Source organism: Citrobacter sp. Ca225 (genome assembly GCF_030337175.1).
GTDB classification, from domain to species: Bacteria; Pseudomonadota; Gammaproteobacteria; order Enterobacterales; family Enterobacteriaceae; genus Citrobacter_A; species Citrobacter_A amalonaticus.
In genome coordinates, this window is sequence record NZ_JAOWCD010000052.1 from 37,458 (window position 1) to 56,474 (window position 19,017).

The window sequence follows — 19,017 nt, forward strand, 5'->3', positions numbered from 1 at the left end:
CGATGAGCAAATCATTTGCGGATATTTTACTCGGCGTCGACGATATTAACGGTCAGACCACGCTGTTCCATCAGCGCCCGGTCACTGGCGCTAATTCTGGCATCGGTGATCACACGGCTAAACCGCTCGATAGGGCCAAGGGTGTAGGGATGGACCGCACCGAATTTTGAACTGTCGGTCAGGACAATGGCTTCCGATCCTTTCTCCAGCACGGCATTGACCACATCAGCACGCATCATGTCGCGCCCCGTGAATCCCGTTTCGGTCTGCCAGCCATCAATGCCGATAAACGCCTTACTGAAGTGGACCTGCTGAATAAACTGGCGAGTCAGCGGTCCCACCATGCTTTCGCTTTTTTTCTGATAAATACCGCCAAGCAGGATCACTTCGCAGGGCGTCTCTTTTAGCAGGTGCGCAATGTAACTGCTGACCGTGATGATGGTGACGTCCTTTTGTTCCGCCAGCGTTCTTGCCAGCAGGGCATTGCTACTGCCATTTTCAATGAATACCGACTCGCCAGGGCTGACCAGCGACGCCGCAAATTCGGCAAGCTGACGCTTCAGGGTGTAGTTGGTCATCATCCTGGTTTCCACATCTTCGCTATCCAGCGAAACGGCGAAACCGTGCGCGCGCCGCAGAAAGCTCTGCTTCTCGAGGGTATTTAGATCCTGTCGAATGGTAACTTCAGAAACGCCAGTGATTTTGGCCAGTTCAGAGACGCTCATCTGGCCTTTATCAATGACCATTTGCAAAATTTTTTGTTGTCGGGAGTTCATAGCGTTAGTTTTTATAGCGGTAATGATACCGCGAGATTAAACACATGCGGCGGTGTGGCATCCAGGCGACACAAGCTGCGCGCGAAAAATTTAGATCTCCCACGGTGCCCGGGGCTTGTTCGCCGCTGATATGGCGTCATCCTGCACCTTACTCAACAATTCCGCCTTCAGAATTTCGAGATTATGGATGGCGGAGTGGACATCACCGGCCACCAGGATATCAAGCACGGTATCAATACGCTCGGCAACCCGTTTAGCATCGATATCAGACATGGGGGGATCCTTGGTCAAAGTATGAAAGGATTTAATGATGCAAAAAATGGCGGCAAAAGAGAAGGGAAAATTCAGCCAGACCTGAACCTTTGGGGAATATTATATATTCCGCGATTACAGACAGATATGAATAGGGCGAAAAGCGAAACTTCCCGTTTCGCCCGGATGATCATATTGCTGGCTTAGCGCTTTTTCTTGTTGAGGTAACGTTTGTACCAGCGCTCAAACGCAACGGCAGGCATCGGTTTGGCAAATAAAAAACCTTGTCGCTCATTGACGCCGTTTTTCGTCAGAAAAGCATCCTCTTTGGCGCTCTCCACACCTTCGGCAATCACCTGGAGATTCAAAGCCTGTGCCACGGCGACGATCGCGCGCACCATCGATTGTGACACCGACTTTTTGTGAATGTCGCGGACAAAAATCTGATCCAGCTTAATGGCATCAATTGGGAAACGCGTCAGTTGCGAAAGCGAGGAATAACCGGTACCAAAGTCATCCAGGTGCACCTGAGCGCCAAGCTGGCTAAACTGCTGAATGACGGATAGCGCAAGTTCTTCGTTCTCAATCAGGCAACGCTCCGTCAGTTCGACATCAATAGGGCAATATTCGAAATTGAGCTCGCGCAATACGCGCTTCAGATCGGTGAAAATCGTTTGATCAGCCAGTTGCCGGGCAGAGATGTTAACCGCCACGCGCAGGTTAATGCCTTTATCCCGCCATTTCGCGACCTGGCGTATAACATCGAGGATCACCCAGCGGCCGAGCGGCACAATCAGCCCGGACTCTTCAGCGTATGAGATGAACTCCAGCGGAGGGATAAGCCCACGTTCAGGGGACTGCCAACGCACCAGCGCCTCAAGGCCGCGGACTTCACCTCGCCAGGTCACTTTCGGCTGATAGTGAATCAGTAACTGATCGTTTTCCAGCGCTTTGCGCAGGTTGGTGTCCAGCCACAGGTATTCGAATACCCGCTCGTTCATTTCTGGCGAGAAAACGCAGAACTGGCCACGTCCGCCTTCTTTGGCGGTGTACATTGCAGTATCCGCATTGCGGATCAGGTTGCTGCTGTCCTCGCCGTGCTGAGGCGCCATCGCGATACCGACAGAACAGCCGGTATAGACTTCTATGAGGCCGATACGAAAGGGCTGGCGCAATCGGGTGAGGATCCGCGAGGCGACCGCCTCAAGTGAGCTCTGAGACGTCTGGCTGGCCAGCACAATAAACTCGTCACCGCCGAGACGTGCCAGCAGTTGATTCTCTTCCAGACAGCTCAGGAGGGCTAACGATACCGCCTGCAAAAGCTGATCGCCAAACATATGACCATAGGCATCGTTCACCTTCTTGAAGTTATCCAGGTCGAGATAAACAATACCCACCTGACTGTCGCCAGCCTGTTCGATGGCCTCGTTGATCAGTTCATGGATAGCGTTGCGGTTTGGCAACCCGGTAATCGTGTCGGTATTCGCCAGCACGCGCAACCGTTCCTGCGTACGTCGTTCTTCCGTGATGTCCGTACCGGAACAGATCAAGTAGATTTCGTTTTTACCGCTGCCGCTGTGGACAAATTTATTGCGGAACAGGAACAGACGCTGTCCCTTGCGGGTCTTTACCCAGCGTTCCACTTCATACGAGTTGCCGTTGCGAAAGAAGCCGCTGATGTTGCGACGCGAAGCGGCGGCTTCCCGGCGGCTCATGAAGAGTTTAAAGACGCTCTGTCCAATCACTTCCTGCTCTTTCAACCCGGTGTACTCTTCACACAGGCGATTGAAGCGCTGAATGTTACCCCGACTGTCGAGGATCACAATCGCCGAGTTGGCTTCTGTCACTACTTGTTCAGCAAACGAGAGCCCCTTGACCAGGTCACGCGCAACAGAAGGGGTGTCGTGCCAGGCCGACGCACTGCCAGCCCATTCATGTTTGTTAATTTTGCGGCCCACCAGGTGCACCGGGACATCGTTGTCTTCAAAGGGGAGTGTCATCATGAGACCGGAGGTGATGACGGTCATTTCACGGATCCGTTCGGCTTGCTCGGGCGCAAGCTCAACGCTCTCCACTCGGTCGGTCGCTTCGGTGACGGACAAATGCAGGGTGTTGGAATCTTCTGACAAACGCCAGTAAGGCGCGTGAGTACCCAAAAAGCTATACAACGTTGTGGACTCCAGACTGTCTTTCATCATGAACACCCTCCCGCTTAAAGCACAAACAACCCTGAATGGAAGGGATTAGCCAGCGTTAATTAAAAATTACGGTAGCTGAACATCTTGTTTTGTTTATGTATTTATTTGTAATTCAGAACCGGGAAAAAGCATAGGCGCTGTAGAAAATATATCCGGCTGACAGTCAGAGTGTAGTGAGAGAATGGCGATTTGGGGGAAAGAAAACGGCCTTTCCTGAAAAGAAAGGCCGTTACTGGGCAGGTCGTCAGGCGGCAGGACGGGCGATGATGCTGCGGGTTTCCATCCGCACTTCGGCGATGGTGACATCAATCACATCCGTCACTTTATAGACGGTTTCACCTTTGATCTGGATGGTGCCGCTCTCCTGGCTGCAAACCAGTTCATCGCGCACCGCATGCAGGAATGGCGCAGGGATAAAGGCTACCGCGCCGTTATCCACCAGACGTACACGCATCCCGCCACGGCTGACATCAATGATTTCCGCCGAGAAGCGCGTATCCGTGCCCACTTTATCACTCAGGAAGCGGGCATATAACCAGTCGCCAACATCGCGTTCCGCCATGCGGTTCAGGCGACGACGCTCAGCCATCTGTACGGTGATCTCTTCCTGCGGACGGTTAATGGTTTCACCTTTGATGACGGCTTTCAGCAGGCGATGGTTGATCATATCGCCATACTTACGAATCGGTGACGTCCAGGTGGCGTAAGCCTCCAGACCCAGCCCATAGTGCGGACCCGGCTCAATGCTGATTTCCGCAAAAGACTGGAAGCGACGAATACGGCTGTCGAGGAAACCTGACGGTTGCGCATCCAGTTCACGACGCAGCTTGCAGAAGCCTTCCAGAGTTAATACTTCTTCGGCGTTCACATGCATTCCGTGAGATTGCAGCAGCGCGGCCAGCGCATCGGCATTGGCCGGGTCAAAGCCCAGGTGAACGTTGTAAATGCCAAAGCCGAGTTTGTCGCGCAGCACGCGTGCGGCGCAGATGTTGGCCGCAATCATGGATTCCTCGACAATCCGGTTCGCGATGCGACGCGGTTCTGCGACGATATCGAGCACTTCACCTTTTTCGCCGAGAATGAAGCGGTAGTCTGGGCGATCTTTAAACACCAGCGCATGCTGATGACGCCACTCACCACGGCTCAGGCAAATACGCTGCAGCAGACGAATCTGCTGGGCGATGTCTTCACTTTCAGGCTGCCAGCGACCGCGGTTTTCCAGCCAGTCAGAGACGTTGTCATAAGCCAGTTTTGCTTTTGACTCAATGGTGGCAGCGAAGAACGTGATGTCATCTTCAATGGTGCCATCAGCGGCAATGGTCATGCGACAGGCGAGCACCGGGCGCACTTCATTGGCGCGCAGTGAGCAGAGGTCGTCAGACAGTTCGCGTGGCAACATTGGAATGTTGAAGCCCGGCAGATAGTTAGTGAACGCCCGGATTTTCGCGGCGTTATCCAGTTTGCTGTCTTCGGCGATCCAGGCGGTAGGGTCGGCAATCGCCACGGTCAGTTGCAATTTGCCGTCAGCCAGTTCTTCGGCATACAGCGCATCGTCCATATCTTCCGTGCTGGCGCTATCGATAGTAACGAAATTCAGCGCTGTCAGATCCTGACGTTCCAGCCCTTCATCCAGCATTTCCGTCGCTACGCCATCCGGCGCTTCTTTTTCAAGATTATGCCGCGCCAGGGTGACCCACCAGGGGACGAAGTGGTCGTCGGCAAACGTGATGAACTGGGTTAATTCGGCGAAGAAGGTGCGATCGCCTTTGAGCGGATGACGGCGCATTTCAGCAACGGCCCAGTCACCCTCTTTAAATTCATGCTCCACACCGCGAGCGGCGCGGCAGGGAATGGCGTCTTTCAACAGCGGGTGATCCGGCACGATGGACAGGCGATCGTTCTTACCCTGTACTTTACCGACAAAGCGGGTCAGGAACGGCTCAACCAGCTCTTCCGGCTCCGCAGATTCGCGATCTTTTTCAGTGTGGATGACGGCGATGATACGGTCGCCATGCATCACTTTTTTCATCTGCGGCGGTGGAATGAAATAACTTTTTTGCGCATCGACTTCCAGGAAGCCAAAGCCTTTTTCCGTGGCTTTTACCACCCCTTCAGCACGTGGCGTCTGGGAATGCAGTTGCTGTTTAAGCTGCGCTAGCAGCGGGTTGTCCTGAAACATATTTGTCTATTTTCGTGGCCATAAGAGCGGCTGACAGTTTTACGCGAAAGTACCTGATGCGGCAAGCGCTCTTTATGGCAATGAAAGGGTTAATGTGTCTCGCCCAGCGCGATTTTCAGGCGATTCAGCCATCCGCATAACCCCGACCAGGCCAGCAGGTTGATTGCCTGTTCAACGGAGGTACAGGACTCGCTGAACGGGTTGAACTGCGCGGCACTAAAACGATCGGGGGCCCGCGTCAACAATTGTATCGCCTGGAACAGCGGACGCTCAACCGGCTGCTGTTGTTCCCGGCGTTCTATTTCGTGTTCGCTCTGGCGCAATAAGTCGGCGATTTCCACTGACGTCGCCAGTTGGTTAAAGCAGCTTGCACTGCCGTTAATTCGCGATGTCAGTAGTGTGGTGAAATTGTGCGCGGGGGACTCAATGGACAATGTGCTTTTAAGCAGGGTACCGAGCAGCGTAAGCAGCGTCGGTTGATGAACCAGATTAGGAGCGATGGGCTGAAGGGCGGCGATTGGCTGATAACACGACAGACACTCCAACTGTTCCGCCGTTGCGTAGCGCAGTTCGACCTGCTCGTGCGCCGAATGCCAGGTGGCATCGGGTTGCTGAAACAGGGATACGTCGGCGAATGATTGTGTGTCCAGACCTGGCACCCAGCGTACCGGTTGCCCCAGCCATGCCTGAAACGTAGCGACGACACGCGCCTGAAAACCGACATAGCCGATGATTTGGTTCATCAATGCGATATCCCACGCAGAAAGGCCAACATCGCATAAATGCTGGCGCGCGCGGTTATCAATCACTGAGGGTGAACTGGCGAGCTGGCGCGCGTACTGAGTAATCTGCGCCAGCCGGTGATTACTTTCACGTGACGAATCCGGGCCGGGAAGCGGCGTCAAACGGGCGGCATAGTGGTTGCAAAGCCGCTGAACACCATACACCTGGGCGACCGTCAACGCGGTACTCATGCGTTCATAGGCGCTGAAGGTATGTAGGCGGTTCAACAAAACGGTGTCAGGGAACAGTTCATGAGCAAGCTGGCGGGCCGGTTGCAGCCAGGACTGAAAGGGTAAAAGCGCATCTTCAGGGATCACCAAATCCAACAGAAAGCGGTCTTCAACGTGTGCGGCTTCGGGCACCAGCGGCAACACGTCCTGCGGACCGGTGCTGGACTGGGTTTCATGATACCAGTGGCTTTTGCCGTTGAATCGGCGTTGTTCCATGGGCGTTCCTTGGTCTGTATGTGGCGACCCGGACACGTCGTCGTCGAATCACGCCGGATCGTTCTCGCTGCTTTATCCTGGCGTAAGCGGGGGAAGGGATGAAAGATTGTTGCGTGATAACAAAGATCAAAAAGCTATATTGCTGGGAAGAGTTAAGAGCATGGGCGGCAGGGCGCCGCCCACGGGGGAAGTCGGCACGATTATTTCAGTTCCAGTTCGTTCATTGCAGCGATACTGAATCCGCCGTCAACGTGAACCACTTCGCCAGAGATACCGCCGGACAGATCGGAGCACAGGAAGGCTGCAGAGTTGCCCACATCTTCGATAGTCACGGTACGACGAATCGGGGTTACCGCTTCGCAATGCGCCAGCATTTTACGGAAATCTTTGATGCCGGAGGCGGCCAGAGTCCGGATCGGACCGGCAGAGATGGCGTTAACACGTACACCTTCCGGGCCCATCGCGTTCGCCATATACCGAACGTTCGCTTCCAGAGACGCTTTTGCCAGCCCCATTACGTTGTAGTTCGGGATCGCGCGCTCAGCGCCCAGGTAGGAGAGCGTCAGCAGGGCAGAACCCGGATTCAGCATAGAACGGCAGGCTTTCGCCATTGCCACAAAGCTGTAGGAGCTGATGTCGTGAGCGATTTTAAAGCCTTCGCGGGTGACCGCGTTCACGTAGTCGCCGTCCAGCTGATCGCCAGGGGCAAAACCGATCGAGTGAACGAAACCGTCAAATTTCGGCCAGGTTTTGGCCAGCTCTGCGAACAGGGTGTCGATGCTTTCATCTTCTGCAACATCGCATTGCAGAACGATGTCTGAACCCAGTTGAGCAGCAAATTCTTCCACACGGCCTTTCAGTTTGTCGTTCTGGTAGGTGAATGCCAGTTCCGCACCTTCGCGGTGCATCGCCTGAGCGATACCCCAGGCGATGGACAGTTTGCTGGCAAGACCAGTCACCAGAATACGCTTACCGGAAAGAAAACCCATAGCTTAAATCCTTATGTGAATGTTGTGGCGACCGGCCTCGGTTAGGAGGCCAGATGCCGTTAAAGCGCGGTCATTCTAACATGTGACATCGGGCGATCGAGTCCGACCACAACAGGAGAGCGGTTAACGGTCTTTTCGCCAGGCATCGGCCGTCAGCGCTTCGCCAAAATGACCGGCGATTAATCGTTTTGTCAGTTCATGCAGCGGAGAGGCCAGTACATCGGCGGTACTGCCGCGTTCGACGACTTCCCCCTGATGCATCACCAGAACCTGATCGCTAATGTGTTTCATCATGCCAAGATGCTGGGTGACGTAGATATAAGAGATACCCTGTTTCTCCTGCAATTCCAGCATCAGGTTGATTAACTGCGAGCGCATCGACATATCGAGCGACGCCAGCGCTTCATCGGCAATAATGACTTTCGGGCGCAGTATCATCGCGCGGGCGAGTCCCAGACGCTGTTTTTGTCCTGGCGCCAGCATATGCGGATAATAGCTGACATGATCGGGCAGCAGTCCTACCATCCGCATGGTCTCAATAATCTGCTTGCGTCGCTGTTCCGGCTCAAGGTCGGTATTCAGGCGCAACGGAAAATCGAGGATTTGCGAAATACGCTGACGCGGGTTCAACGAGGTCGACGGGTCCTGGAAAATCATGCGAATGCGCTGACTGCGAAACGAATAATCACCAAATTCGAGCGGATGATCGTCAATCAGTAACTCGCCGCTGGTTGGCTCGACCATTCCTGCCAGCATTTTGGCCAGCGTGGATTTGCCGGAACCGTTCTCGCCGATGATGGCCAGTGTCTGTCGCTCACGGAGGGTAAAGCTCAGCGGTTTCACGGCTTCTACGGTCTGACGGCGAAACCAGCCTGTCCGGTAGCGGAAGGTTTTACTCAGATTGCGAACTTCAAGTAAGGTCTCAACCATCTCACTCTCTCTCCATGTTGAGGGGGAAATGACAGGCGTAGAGATGATTTTTCGCCCCGGTCAGACGCGGCGTTTCTATACATTCGCGCTGTGCGTAGGGACAGCGTGGCCCAAGACGGCAACCGATGGGCAATTGTTCCAGCAAAGGGATGGCTCCGGGCATGGTGTTCAGACGACTTTTGTGCGGCATGGCGCTACCAAAGTCAGGAATAGCGCGGATCAGCGCCTGGGTGTATGGGTGATGGGGCGTCGTCACCAGCTCTTTACTCGGCGCGGTTTCCACCGTCTGACCACAGTACAGCACGTTAATCTTATCCGCCCACTGGCTGAGCATCTGCAGGTCATGGCTGATCAGCAAAATGGTAGTATTGCTGTTCTGATTCAGGCGCGTCAGCAGGCGGAAGATCTGCGCCTGAGTGGTCGGCTCCATCGCGTTGGTCGGCTCATCCGCAATCAACAGTCGCGGTTGATTCGCCAGCGCAATGGCAATCATGACTTTCTGACATTCACCGTCGGTCAGTTCATACGGGAAGCTGCGCATGGCGTCTTTATGATCTTTAATCCCGACGCGGTGCAGCAGTTCAATGGCGCGACGTTTCCGCCAGCCAATACGTTGCCACCAGCGGCCTTTGTACGTCCATGCCGGAATGTTTTGCATCAACTGGCGACCCACGCGCTCGGACGGATCCAGACACGACTGCGGCTCCTGGAAAATCATCGAAACGTTATGTCCCACCAGTTTACGTCGCTCACGCGGCGAAAGGCGCAGCAGGTCGATATCGTCAAAACGCATCCGGTCGGCGGTGACGCGCCAGTTATCTTTGGCAACGCCGCAGATGGCTTTGGCAATCAGGCTCTTACCGGAGCCGGATTCACCCACCAACCCACGAATTTCCCCTTCGCTCAAGGTCATGCTGACGCGGTCGACGGCTTTGACCCACTCTTCACCGGCCTTAAATTCAATGGTCAGGTTGCGGATATCCAGTAATGGCATTATTCCACCCCCGCAATGATAGCGCGGCGAACGCCGTCACCCAGCAGGTTGACCAGCAGGACGCTGATCATGATGGCTGCACCGGGCAGCATCACCGTCCATGGCGCAACGTAAATCAGCTCCAGCGCATCGCCCAGCATCGCACCCCATTCGGGAGAGGGGAGCTGCGCGCCAAGATCGAGAAAACCGAGCGCGGCAATATCCAGTATCGCCATCGACAGCGCGCGGGTGATTTCGGTGATCAGTCCTGCGGTAATGTTGGGCAATATGGCGAACCAGAGGATGTTCAGCGTCGAGGCGCCATCAAGACGCGCCGCGATGACGTACTCTTTTTCCAGTTCGTCATGCACCATGCTGTAGACCGAACGGACCATGCGTGGCAACAGCGCCAGCCAGACGGCAAACATGGCATGGGTTAAATGCGGCCCGGCGAAGGCGACAACGATAATCGCCAGCAGCAGAGACGGAATCGACAGCAGCGTATCGAGAATATGATTCAGCACGGCAGAACGCAGACCGTGCGTGGCTCCGGCGACCACGCCGAGAAACAGCCCGCACAGCGTTGCGGCGAGCGTAACGACAAACGCGCCGCCCACGGTGGGGGCTGCGCCGCTGAGCAGTCGGCTCAGGACGTCGCGTCCCAGATCGTCAGTACCGAGGAAGAAGGAGACTTCGCCATAGCGTGACCAGGAGGGCGGCAACAACTGATAGCCGAGGAACTGCTGATCGATGCCATACGGCGCAAACCAGTTGCCGAACAGGCACAGTACCACCAGCCCTGCACAGCCGTACAAGCCAACCATTGCCGTAGTATCGCCATAAAATTTGCGCCATGCGGTGCGCAGCGTACCTGGCGGGCGCTTTTCGCTATAAACGCTATCGTAAGGCATACCATTCCTTATGTTTCAGAGGGTTAGCCATAGCACCCAAAATATCGGAAATCACGTTGACGATGATGACCAGCGAACCAATCACCATCACGCCTGCGGATATCGCCGCGTAGTCCTGCTGACGGATGGCGTTAATCAACCAACGACCGAGACCAGGCCAGCTAAAGACCATCTCGGTGATCATTGCCAGCGTCAGCATCGTTGAGAATTGCAGGCCCAGGCGGGGGATCACCGGCGGTAAGGCGTTATGCAGTACATGGCGGCGCAGGATCGTAAATCGTGACAAACCGCGCGTGGCCGCAGCCTTCACGTAGTTCTGATCAAACACCTCAATGGTACTGATACGCATCAGGCGAATCACTTCGGTGGTCGGCGCAACCGCCAGCGTCAGCACCGGCAACACCATATGGCGCACGGCGCTCATCACCATCTCATCCCGCCAGGGAGAGTCAGAGATCCACGCATCGACAATAGCCAGACCGGTGACCGGTTTCACTTCGTAAAGCAGATCGAATCGGCCCGACACCGGCAGCCAGCCGAGAGTCAGGGAAAAGAAAAGGGTCAGCAGCAGTGCCAGCCAGAACACGGGGATTGAAAATCCGAGCAGGGCGAGGGCGCTGATCAAGCGGTCCTGCCACTTGTTGCGGGTAATGCCCGCCAGCATACCCACCGGAATCCCCACCATTAGCGCAAAGCCGAACGCCAGCGTGCATAGCTCCATCGTGGCCGGGAACACCTCTTTGAGCTGTTCAGTGATAAGCTGTCCGTTGATGCTGGAGACGCCAAAGTCCCAGTGGATGAGGCCATTGAACCAGAACACCCAGGCATTCCACAACGATGCGCCTTGTAGCGGCGCATGCGGCGTAAAATAGCTCAGACTGAAGCCGATAAAGGTCAGAAAAAACAGCGTGACCATCAGCAACAGCAAACGACGCAAGGTGAAGATAATCATGGTTTTTTCACCTCATCGTTTTTTTCGCGCGACACGCCGGCGAAAGAGGCATTACCAAATGGGCTCAACACCAGGCCTTTAATGTCATACCGATAGGCCTGCAGGCGCAGTGACGAGGCGAGCGGCAGGATGGGCAACTCTTTAGCGAGAATGTTCTGCGCTTCATCATACGCATCAATACGCGCAGAAAGCTGCTGAGAAGAGAGCGCTTTGCGCAGCACGTTGTCGAACTCCGGGTTGCACCAGTGGGCGAAGTTAGTCTGTGAATTGATGGCCGCGCAGCTGAGCAACGGGCGGAAGAAACTGTCCGGATCGTTACTGTCGGTTGCCCAGCCGGACAACGTCAGATCATGGTTCATGTCCATCAACCGCGCCTCCTGGAAACGACCTTCAACCGGTACAATCACCACGTTCACCCCAACCTGCGCCATATCCGCCTGGATAAGTTCAGCGGTTTTCAGCGGGCTCGGGTTCCACGCCTGTGAACTGGTCGGCACCCACAGGCGCAGCGTCAGATTCTCCAGCCCCAGCGCTTTGAGTTGCTCACGAGATTTGGCCGGATTGTATTCTGTTATTTTAGCCTCGTTATCATAGGCCCACGAGGCGCGAGGTAAAATAGAGGCCGCCGTTTCTGCCGTGCCGTAATAGATAGATTGCATCAGACGCTGGTTATTAATGGACAGCGCCAGCGCGTGGCGAACCGCCGGATTATTCAGCGGAGGCTTGTCGGTATTAAACGCCAGGTAGGCGATGTTCATCCCCGGACGCAAGGTCAGGCGCAGGCGTGGGTCGTCGCGCAGGATCGTCAACTGGCTGGCGGCGGGCCAGGCCAGCACGTCACATTCGCCGGTAAGCAGTTTCGATAAACGTCCGGTTCCGCCGGATCCGAGATCCACTACCACCTGCGGCATCAGCGGCTTGCCCCGCCAGAATTTGTCATGACGTTGCAGGCGGATGTATTGTCCAGCGCGATACTCGGAAAGCTGGAACGGGCCGGTGCCAACCGGCTGGCGGTCAAGCTGTTCCTGGCGATCCTGTTTTGTCAGTTGATCAGCATACTCCGCCGACATCACGGACGCATAGTGGGTTGCGAGGTGCCATAAGAAAGAGGCGTCCGGCTTCGTCAGGCGAAATTCCACGGTGTGACTGTCGAGCTTACGCACGCTCTGCACGTTATCGGCGAACTGCAGACTGTCGAAATAGGGGAAATTGCCGCCGTTGACGTTATGCCACGGATGGTTGCGATCAAAGATGCGCTGAAAGGTAAAAACCACGTCGTCGGCATTCAGTTTACGCGTAGGCGTAAACCAGTCCGTTTTCTGAAACGCCACGTCGCGGCGCAGATGGAAGCGGTAAGTGGCGCCGTTATCCAGCACTTCCCAGCTTTCCGCCAGTTCCGGGACCAGACGATAAGTATAGGGATCGACATCCAGCAACCGATCATAGAGCTGGGCGGCGAGCGTGTCGACAATCAGCCCGCTGCTCACTTTTTGCGGATTGAAGGTATTGACCTGTCCATTCACGCAATAGACAAAGCCGCTGTCACGAATATCTTCACGTGGGGCGGTTTCAGGCGCAGCAGTAGCCTGACCACTCAGAAGTCCAGCCATCACGATCAGAGACGATAAAACCAGGCGCATAATTTTTAAGGTTTTTAGGTACGATTTGCAAAGTGTATCGCACTATCGCCCGCGAGGTACAAATGTCTGCGGGCAACTGGCGTAAATATGCGCAATCAGGGGGTGAGACGCGCTAAATCTGATGTTTTTTGAGCAATGCGCGCAACTGGTGATAGGTCAGCCCGAGTAATTCCGCCGCCCGTTTCTGATTAAATTTTGCCTGTTCCAGACTGGTTTGCAGCAGCTCTTTCTCCTGTTGCTGCTGAAACGCACGTAAATCGAGGGGCAGCGAAGGACCCGTTGCTGCAGTTTCAGCGGCAGGGGGCGTTGGCGCGTGGCGTTTAAATGGGTCGATCACAATCTCATCCAGCGGCGTTTCGCTGGTGCCATGCCGGTATACCGAACGTTCGACCACGTTTTTTAATTCGCGGATATTTCCCGGCCAGGCGTAGTTCAGCAGCGTCTCTCTGGCATACGCTGTAAATCCGGGGAACAGCGGCAGACGAATTTCCCGGCACATCTGAATAGCAAAGTGTTCCGCCATGAGCATGATATCCGCCTGACGTTCGCGCAGCGGCGGCAGTTGCACCACGTCGAACGCCAGTCGGTCAAGCAAATCTGCCCGGAAGGATCCTTCGTTAACCATCGACGGAAGATCCGCATTGGTCGCACAAACCAGACGGACGTTTACCTGTAATGGCTGACTGCCGCCGACGCGCTCGAGCTCGCCGTACTCAATCACTCTGAGCAGCTTTTCCTGTACCAGCATTGGGGCGGTGGCGAGTTCATCCAGGAACAGCGTGCCGCCGTCGGCCCGTTCAAAACGTCCGGGATGGCGCTTTTGCGCACCGGTAAACGCCCCGGCTTCATGACCGAACAGTTCACTGTCGAGCAGGTTTTCATTCAGCGCCGCGCAGTTAAGCGAAATAAACGGCCCCTGCCAACGAGAGGAGAGATAATGCAGACGGTTGGCAATCAGTTCCTTACCGGTACCGCGCTCGCCGATAATCAGTACCGGTTTGTCCAGCGGCGCGAGGCGGGAAACCTGCTCCAGTACCTCCAGAAAGCTGTTGGCTTCCCCTAACAAATTATCTTTGTATTCTGCCATGATGAATTTCGCCACATGTTAGTGTATTTCACCACTTTACCCTGTTTTCTCGTCGAGGTAAAACCGTACATCTCAATATAAATCAATAAATTAAAAAGTTGGCACGCGGATTGTATTAGAGAATCAGCAGGGCATCGCCCGACATCAGAAAAATGTGAGGATAGAATTATGGGTATTTTTTCTCGTTTCGCCGACATCGTGAATGCCAACATCAACGCACTGCTCGAGAAAGCGGAAGATCCGCAGAAGCTGGTTCGTCTGATGATTCAGGAAATGGAAGATACGCTGGTTGAAGTGCGTTCCAATTCGGCACGTGCGCTGGCGGAAAAGAAACAGTTATCACGCCGCATCGAACAGGCGACGACTCAGCAGGCAGAGTGGCAGGAGAAAGCGGAGCTTGCGCTGCGTAAAGAGAAGGACGATCTGGCCCGCGCCGCGCTGATCGAAAAACAGAAGTTGACCGATCTGATTGGCAATCTGGAGCATGAAGTGACGCTGGTGGACGATACGCTCACGCGCATGAAAAAAGAGATTGGCGAGCTGGAGAACAAACTCAGCGAAACCCGTGCCCGTCAGCAGGCGCTGACGTTGCGCCATCAGGCCGCCAGCTCATCCCGTGACGTGCGTCGTCAACTGGACAGCGGTAAGCTGGATGAAGCGATGGCGCGCTTTGAATCTTTCGAGCGTCGCATCGACCACATGGAAGCGGAAGCTGAAAGCCACAACTTTGGCAAACAGAAAACGTTGGATCAGCAGTTTGCCGACCTGAAAGCGGATGATGAAATCAGCGAACAACTGGCGCAACTGAAAGCCAAAATGCAGCAAGACAAGCAATAATAATACCTGGCGGCGCTCGAACGCGCCGCCGCTCATCACCTGTAAGGAGACCTCATGAGCGCGCTATTTCTGGCCATTCCGTTAACCATCTTCGTGCTGTTTGTGTTACCGATTTGGCTATGGCTGCATTACAGCAACCGTTCCAGTCGCGGAGAATTATCGCAAAGCGAACAGCAACGTTTAGTTCAGTTGACCGATGACGCGCAGCGCATGCGTGAACGTATTCAGGCGCTGGAAGATATTCTCGATGCGGAACATCCGAACTGGAGGGATCGCTAATGGGCGGCATTGATCTGAACAAAAAATTATGGCGTATTCCGCAGCAGGGCATGCTGCGAGGCGTGTGCGCAGGGATCGCGCAGTATCTGGATGTGCCGGTAAAACTGGTGCGTATTTTAGTGGTGTTGTCGATCTTCTTCGGGCTGGCCTTTTTTACCCTGGTCGTCTACATCATTCTGGCATTTGTGCTTGATCCGATGCCGGATAACCTTGCCGCAGGCGAGCAGCAACCGTCCAGCGGTGAGCTATTGGATATCGTCGATAAAGAACTGGCGGCGGGGGAGAAACGCTTACGTGAAATGGAGCGTTATGTCACCTCGGACACGTTTACTTTGCGTAGCCGTTTCCGTCAATTGTAAGTCATTAAGAGAGCTGAGATGAATAATCGCTGGCAACGCGCCGGGCAAAAGGTAAAACCCGGTATGAAAATAGCAGGTAAGCTGGTGCTTCTGACTGCGCTACGCTACGGCCCCGCGGGTGTCGCAGGGTGGGCAGTTAAATCCGTCGCCCGTCGTCCGCTAAAAATGTTGCTGGCGCTGGCTCTGGAACCGTTTTTAAGCCGTATGGCGGCGAAAATTTCAAAACATTATTCTGGAAGTTAATTTCCATTGCCTTCTTTTTAACAATTAAATCACATCCTGGTTATTAATTTGCGGCAGCTCACAAATCGATTGTTGAGCTGCTAAAATTCTATTAATTCCTGCTTTTAACCTCTTTCACTGCATTGACAGTTAATTTCCTCGAGAGTAGTCTTTTTTGTCATGGGACCGCTACCACGGAAAAACAAAGTGAACCGAAAAATTAAGGAATGCCTCAGCGCCGTCTATGGCGATACATGGACAGGGCTTCACGATGGGTCATTAAAAATGCGCATGGAAAGGGCGCGTAAGATTATTAATAAAAAGCGTAAACCTCATTGGGATGAAAGTGATGTGGTGCTCATTACGTATGCCGATCAATTTCATAGCGAGAAAGAAAAACCGCTGCCAACCTTTAATCAGTTCTGGACGCGCTGGTTTTCCTCGGTATTCTCACATGTTCACCTTTTGCCATTTTACCCCTGGTCATCAGATGATGGTTTTTCGGTTATTGATTACTATCAGGTGTCTCCCGAAGCCGGCGAGTGGAATGATATTCGTGAGTTAAACCGCTCCTGTTGTTTGATGTTTGATTTTGTTTGCAATCATATGTCAGCAAAAAGTGACTGGTTTGAACGTTATTTGCGGCAAGCTCCTGGATACGAAAACTTTTTTATTGAGATGGACCCAGAGACTGATTTACATGCCGTAACGCGTCCACGGGCATTGCCGTTATTAACACCGTTTACCATGCAGGATAAATCCGTTCGTTATTTATGGACGACATTTAGCGAAGACCAGGTTGATCTCAACTACAGTAACCCGGACGTGCTACTTGCCATGATTGACGTACTGCTGACCTACCTGGAACACGGAGCCGATTATGTACGTCTGGACGCCGTTGGCTACATGTGGAAAACGCCGGGTACGACCTGCATTCATCTGGAAAAAACGCATCAACTGATCAAGTTATTTCGCGCGATAGCAGATGAGGTCGCCCCCGGCACGGTCATCATTACTGAGACCAATGTCCCGCACAAAGACAATGTTTCCTATCTGGGTAACGGGCATGACGAAGCACATATGGTTTATCAGTTCTCTTTGCCGCCACTTGTCCTGCACTCCCTGCATCGCCAGGATTGCCGGGTGCTGTGCCAATGGGCGCAGTCGTTATCATTGCCTTCGACAGAGACCACCTGGTTCAACTTTCTGGCTTCGCATGATGGCATTGGATTGAATCCACTGCGCGGGCTGTTAGCGGAAGACGATATTCTGACACTGGTGACGGATCTGCAGAAAGAAGGGGCCTTAGTGAACTGGAAAAATAATCCAGATGGCACCCGGAGTCCGTATGAATTAAATGTGACCTGGATGGATGCGTTAGGCCATCAGGATGACAGCGATGAAGAACGTCTTGCCAAATTTATTCTCACCCATGTTCTGCTATTAACCTTCCCTGGCGTTCCTGCGATTTATATTCAGAGCATTCTGGGGTCGCGCAATGACTACGAAGGCGTCGAAAAACACGGTTATAACCGGGCTATTAACCGAAAAAAATATGAGCAAAAATCAATTGAACAGGAATTGATGACTGAAGGTTCTCTTCGTCATGAGATTTATCAGGCGTTGTCCCGATTAATTGTTATTCGCAGGGGTAATAAGGCGTTTCATCCCGAGAGCATGTTTGATATTCGCTGTCTGACACCTTCTGTTCTGCGGATTATTCGCTCGGCCGATGAACATGAAAAAATCAATGCACTTTTTAATTTTAGCGATCGCCAACAAATCATTGATGCCAGTATTTATACAGGCGTTGATTTAATTAGCGGAGTGAGTGTTTCCGGAGAGACATTAACACTGCAACCCTGGCAGGTTATGTGGATTAAAAAATAAAAAGGAATATCTGATGATCAAAACTAAAATGGTGCTGTTATCAGCACTGGTTTCCTGCGCCCTGATTTCTGGTTGTAAGGACGATAAACCCGCCCATGTTTCAATTGAGTTTATGCACTCTTCTGTGGAACAGGAGCGCCAGGCCGTTATTACCACGCTGATTAAACGCTTTGAAAAAGCGAACCCGGATATCAGTGTTAAACAGGTTCCAGTTGAAGAAGATGCCTATAACACCAAAGTTATTACGCTGGCGAGAAGCGGGTCGCTACCGGAAGTGATCGAAACCAGTCATGACTATGCCAAGGTCATGGATAAAGAGCAGTTAATCGATCGGGATGCGGTGGCGAACGTCATTCAGAAGGTCGGGGAAGATATCTTCTACGATGGCGTATTGCGCATCGTTCGTACCGAAGATGGCAGCGCGTGGACAGGGGTTCCGGTGAGCGCCTGGATCGGCGGTATCTGGTATCGCAAAGACATCCTTGCTCAGGCGGGACTGGATGAACCGAAAAACTGGGAAACGCTGCTTGCCGCTGCGCGAAAACTCTATGATCCGGCGCATAAAAAATATGGCATTGCCCTGCCGACCGCAGAAAGCGTGCTGACGGAGCAATCTTTCTCGCAGTTTGCCTTATCCAATAATGCCAACGTCTTTGATGCCCAGGGCCACATCACGTTCAACACGCCTGAAATGAATCAGGCGTTGGGATATTACCGCGATCTGGCCGCCACCACGATGCCGGGCTCTAACGACATCATGGAGGTGAAAGATGCCTTTATGAATGGTACTGCGCCGATGGCGATTTATTCCACCTACATTCTCCCCGCGATAATTAAAGAAGGGGATCCCCAGAACGTGGGCTTTGTGGTTCCGACCGAAAAGACAGCGGCCGTTTATGGCATGTTGACCTCACTGACGATCACGAATGGGCAAAAAGAAGAGGAGACGGCGGCAGCCGAGAAGTTTGTCGCGTTTATGGAACAGGCAGACAACATCGCTGACTGGGTAATGATGTCGCCGGGCGCTGCGTTGCCGGTCAATAAGGAGGTCGTAAAAACCCAAACCTGGCAAAACAACAGCGTGATTAAAGCGTTAGGTGAGCTCCCGGCACAACTCATTGCTGAGCTACCGAATATTCAGGTTTTTGGCGCGGTAGGGGATAAGAACTTCACCCGTATGGGAGACGTCACCGGTTCTGGCGTGATAAGCACGACGGTACATAACGTGACGGTAGGCAAAGCCGATCTCCCGACAACGCTTCAGAAAAGCCAGCAAAAACTGGATGCCCTGGTAGGGCAGCGTTGATGGGTAAG

At 53.6% G+C, this 19,017-nt stretch carries 18 protein-coding genes; 6 read left to right on the top strand and 12 right to left on the bottom strand.

Going from position 1 to position 19,017, the window contains the following annotated elements; genetic code table 11:
* Window positions 1-26 precede the first annotated feature (26 nt).
* The 12 genes from yciT to pspF form a co-directional block, all read right to left on the bottom strand.
* Window positions 27-776 (bottom strand): DNA-binding transcriptional regulator YciT, encoded by a 750-nt coding sequence (gene yciT / locus OGW13_RS04460; protein ID WP_043000543.1) that lies wholly within the window; start codon window positions 774-776, stop codon window positions 27-29.
* Window positions 777-866: 90 nt separating this feature from the next.
* Window positions 867-1,049 (bottom strand): YciZ family protein, encoded by a 183-nt coding sequence (locus OGW13_RS04465; protein ID WP_044257733.1) that lies wholly within the window; start codon window positions 1,047-1,049, stop codon window positions 867-869.
* A 182-nt stretch (window positions 1,050-1,231) separates the two neighbouring features.
* A complete protein-coding gene (gene pdeR / locus OGW13_RS04470; protein ID WP_044257827.1) occupies window positions 1,232-3,223 on the bottom strand; it encodes a cyclic di-GMP phosphodiesterase in 1,992 nt (663 codons plus the stop codon).
* Window positions 3,224-3,470: 247 nt separating this feature from the next.
* Window positions 3,471-5,405 (bottom strand): exoribonuclease II, encoded by a 1,935-nt coding sequence (locus OGW13_RS04475; RefSeq protein WP_287115749.1) that lies wholly within the window; start codon window positions 5,403-5,405, stop codon window positions 3,471-3,473.
* 89 nt (window positions 5,406-5,494) lie between these two features.
* Window positions 5,495-6,634, bottom strand: coding sequence for a carboxymuconolactone decarboxylase family protein (locus OGW13_RS04480; RefSeq protein ID WP_142765170.1), 1,140 nt, complete (start codon window positions 6,632-6,634; stop codon window positions 5,495-5,497).
* A 200-nt stretch (window positions 6,635-6,834) separates the two neighbouring features.
* The gene (gene fabI, locus OGW13_RS04485; protein ID WP_125339767.1) at window positions 6,835-7,623 is read right to left on the bottom strand and encodes an enoyl-ACP reductase FabI; all 789 of its coding nucleotides are present in this window, start codon (window positions 7,621-7,623) and stop codon (window positions 6,835-6,837) included.
* Between the two features lie 123 nt (window positions 7,624-7,746).
* Window positions 7,747-8,553 (bottom strand): peptide ABC transporter ATP-binding protein SapF, encoded by an 807-nt coding sequence (sapF, locus tag OGW13_RS04490; protein ID WP_043000548.1) that lies wholly within the window; start codon window positions 8,551-8,553, stop codon window positions 7,747-7,749.
* A gap of 1 nt (window position 8,554) precedes the next feature.
* Window positions 8,555-9,547: a peptide ABC transporter ATP-binding protein SapD gene (gene sapD, locus OGW13_RS04495; protein ID WP_043000549.1), complete on the bottom strand. Its 993-nt coding sequence runs from the start codon at window positions 9,545-9,547 to the stop codon at window positions 8,555-8,557.
* Entirely contained in the window at window positions 9,547-10,437 is an 891-nt protein-coding gene (gene sapC / locus OGW13_RS04500; protein WP_043000550.1) for a peptide ABC transporter permease SapC, read from the bottom strand. The genes sapD and sapC overlap by 1 nt, the downstream gene beginning before the upstream one ends.
* On the bottom strand, window positions 10,424-11,389 hold the full coding sequence (sapB, locus tag OGW13_RS04505; protein WP_043000551.1) for a peptide ABC transporter permease SapB: 966 nt from the start codon (window positions 11,387-11,389) through the stop codon (window positions 10,424-10,426). The genes sapC and sapB overlap by 14 nt, the downstream gene beginning before the upstream one ends.
* On the bottom strand, window positions 11,386-13,029 hold the full coding sequence (gene sapA / locus OGW13_RS04510) for an ABC transporter substrate-binding protein SapA (RefSeq protein WP_044257738.1): 1,644 nt from the start codon (window positions 13,027-13,029) through the stop codon (window positions 11,386-11,388). Before sapA ends, sapB begins: the two co-directional genes overlap by 4 nt.
* 112 nt (window positions 13,030-13,141) lie before the next feature.
* Entirely contained in the window at window positions 13,142-14,116 is a 975-nt protein-coding gene (gene pspF, locus OGW13_RS04515; protein WP_044267222.1) for a phage shock protein operon transcriptional activator, read from the bottom strand.
* Between the two features lie 168 nt (window positions 14,117-14,284).
* Here pspF and pspA point away from each other — a divergent pair, with 168 nt between their 5' ends.
* From pspA to OGW13_RS04545, 6 genes are all read left to right on the top strand, one after another.
* Window positions 14,285-14,953 (top strand): phage shock protein PspA, encoded by a 669-nt coding sequence (gene pspA, locus OGW13_RS04520; protein ID WP_287115750.1) that lies wholly within the window; start codon window positions 14,285-14,287, stop codon window positions 14,951-14,953.
* 54 nt (window positions 14,954-15,007) lie between these two features.
* Window positions 15,008-15,232 (top strand): envelope stress response membrane protein PspB, encoded by a 225-nt coding sequence (pspB, locus tag OGW13_RS04525; protein WP_042318763.1) that lies wholly within the window; start codon window positions 15,008-15,010, stop codon window positions 15,230-15,232.
* Complete coding sequence (pspC, locus tag OGW13_RS04530) at window positions 15,232-15,591, top strand: envelope stress response membrane protein PspC (RefSeq protein WP_043000555.1); 360 nt, start codon at window positions 15,232-15,234, stop codon at window positions 15,589-15,591. Before pspB ends, pspC begins: the two co-directional genes overlap by 1 nt.
* A gap of 18 nt (window positions 15,592-15,609) precedes the next feature.
* A complete protein-coding gene (gene pspD, locus OGW13_RS04535; protein WP_043000556.1) occupies window positions 15,610-15,834 on the top strand; it encodes a phage shock protein PspD in 225 nt (74 codons plus the stop codon).
* A 159-nt stretch (window positions 15,835-15,993) separates the two neighbouring features.
* Window positions 15,994-17,703 carry a sugar phosphorylase gene (locus OGW13_RS04540; protein WP_099433053.1) on the top strand — a complete coding sequence of 570 codons (1,710 nt, stop codon included), beginning with the start codon at window positions 15,994-15,996 and terminating at the stop codon, window positions 17,701-17,703.
* Between the two features lie 13 nt (window positions 17,704-17,716).
* Window positions 17,717-19,009: an ABC transporter substrate-binding protein gene (locus tag OGW13_RS04545; protein WP_044257746.1), complete on the top strand. Its 1,293-nt coding sequence runs from the start codon at window positions 17,717-17,719 to the stop codon at window positions 19,007-19,009.
* Window positions 19,010-19,017 lie beyond the last annotated feature (8 nt).

What these genes read in the sequence shown, in the direction of transcription:
- sapB (WP_043000551.1), bottom strand. Translation starts at nt 11,389, where the DNA reads ATGATTATCTTCACCTTGCGTCGTTTGCTGTTGCTGATGGTCACGCTG.
- sapD (WP_043000549.1), bottom strand. Translation starts at nt 9,547, where the DNA reads ATGCCATTACTGGATATCCGCAACCTGACCATTGAATTTAAGGCCGGT.
- OGW13_RS04465 (WP_044257733.1), bottom strand. Translation starts at nt 1,049, where the DNA reads ATGTCTGATATCGATGCTAAACGGGTTGCCGAGCGTATTGATACCGTG.
- sapA (WP_044257738.1), bottom strand. Translation starts at nt 13,029, where the DNA reads ATGCGCCTGGTTTTATCGTCTCTGATCGTGATGGCTGGACTTCTGAGT.
- pdeR (WP_044257827.1), bottom strand. Translation starts at nt 3,223, where the DNA reads ATGAAAGACAGTCTGGAGTCCACAACGTTGTATAGCTTTTTGGGTACT.
- pspF (WP_044267222.1), bottom strand. Translation starts at nt 14,116, where the DNA reads ATGGCAGAATACAAAGATAATTTGTTAGGGGAAGCCAACAGCTTTCTG.
- sapC (WP_043000550.1), bottom strand. Translation starts at nt 10,437, where the DNA reads ATGCCTTACGATAGCGTTTATAGCGAAAAGCGCCCGCCAGGTACGCTG.
- pspC (WP_043000555.1), top strand. Translation starts at nt 15,232, where the DNA reads ATGGGCGGCATTGATCTGAACAAAAAATTATGGCGTATTCCGCAGCAG.
- fabI (WP_125339767.1), bottom strand. Translation starts at nt 7,623, where the DNA reads ATGGGTTTTCTTTCCGGTAAGCGTATTCTGGTGACTGGTCTTGCCAGC.
- OGW13_RS04480 (WP_142765170.1), bottom strand. Translation starts at nt 6,634, where the DNA reads ATGGAACAACGCCGATTCAACGGCAAAAGCCACTGGTATCATGAAACC.
- sapF (WP_043000548.1), bottom strand. Translation starts at nt 8,553, where the DNA reads ATGGTTGAGACCTTACTTGAAGTTCGCAATCTGAGTAAAACCTTCCGC.
- OGW13_RS04545 (WP_044257746.1), top strand. Translation starts at nt 17,717, where the DNA reads ATGATCAAAACTAAAATGGTGCTGTTATCAGCACTGGTTTCCTGCGCC.
- yciT (WP_043000543.1), bottom strand. Translation starts at nt 776, where the DNA reads ATGAACTCCCGACAACAAAAAATTTTGCAAATGGTCATTGATAAAGGC.
- pspD (WP_043000556.1), top strand. Translation starts at nt 15,610, where the DNA reads ATGAATAATCGCTGGCAACGCGCCGGGCAAAAGGTAAAACCCGGTATG.
- OGW13_RS04540 (WP_099433053.1), top strand. Translation starts at nt 15,994, where the DNA reads ATGGGACCGCTACCACGGAAAAACAAAGTGAACCGAAAAATTAAGGAA.
- OGW13_RS04475 (WP_287115749.1), bottom strand. Translation starts at nt 5,405, where the DNA reads ATGTTTCAGGACAACCCGCTGCTAGCGCAGCTTAAACAGCAACTGCAT.
- pspB (WP_042318763.1), top strand. Translation starts at nt 15,008, where the DNA reads ATGAGCGCGCTATTTCTGGCCATTCCGTTAACCATCTTCGTGCTGTTT.
- pspA (WP_287115750.1), top strand. Translation starts at nt 14,285, where the DNA reads ATGGGTATTTTTTCTCGTTTCGCCGACATCGTGAATGCCAACATCAAC.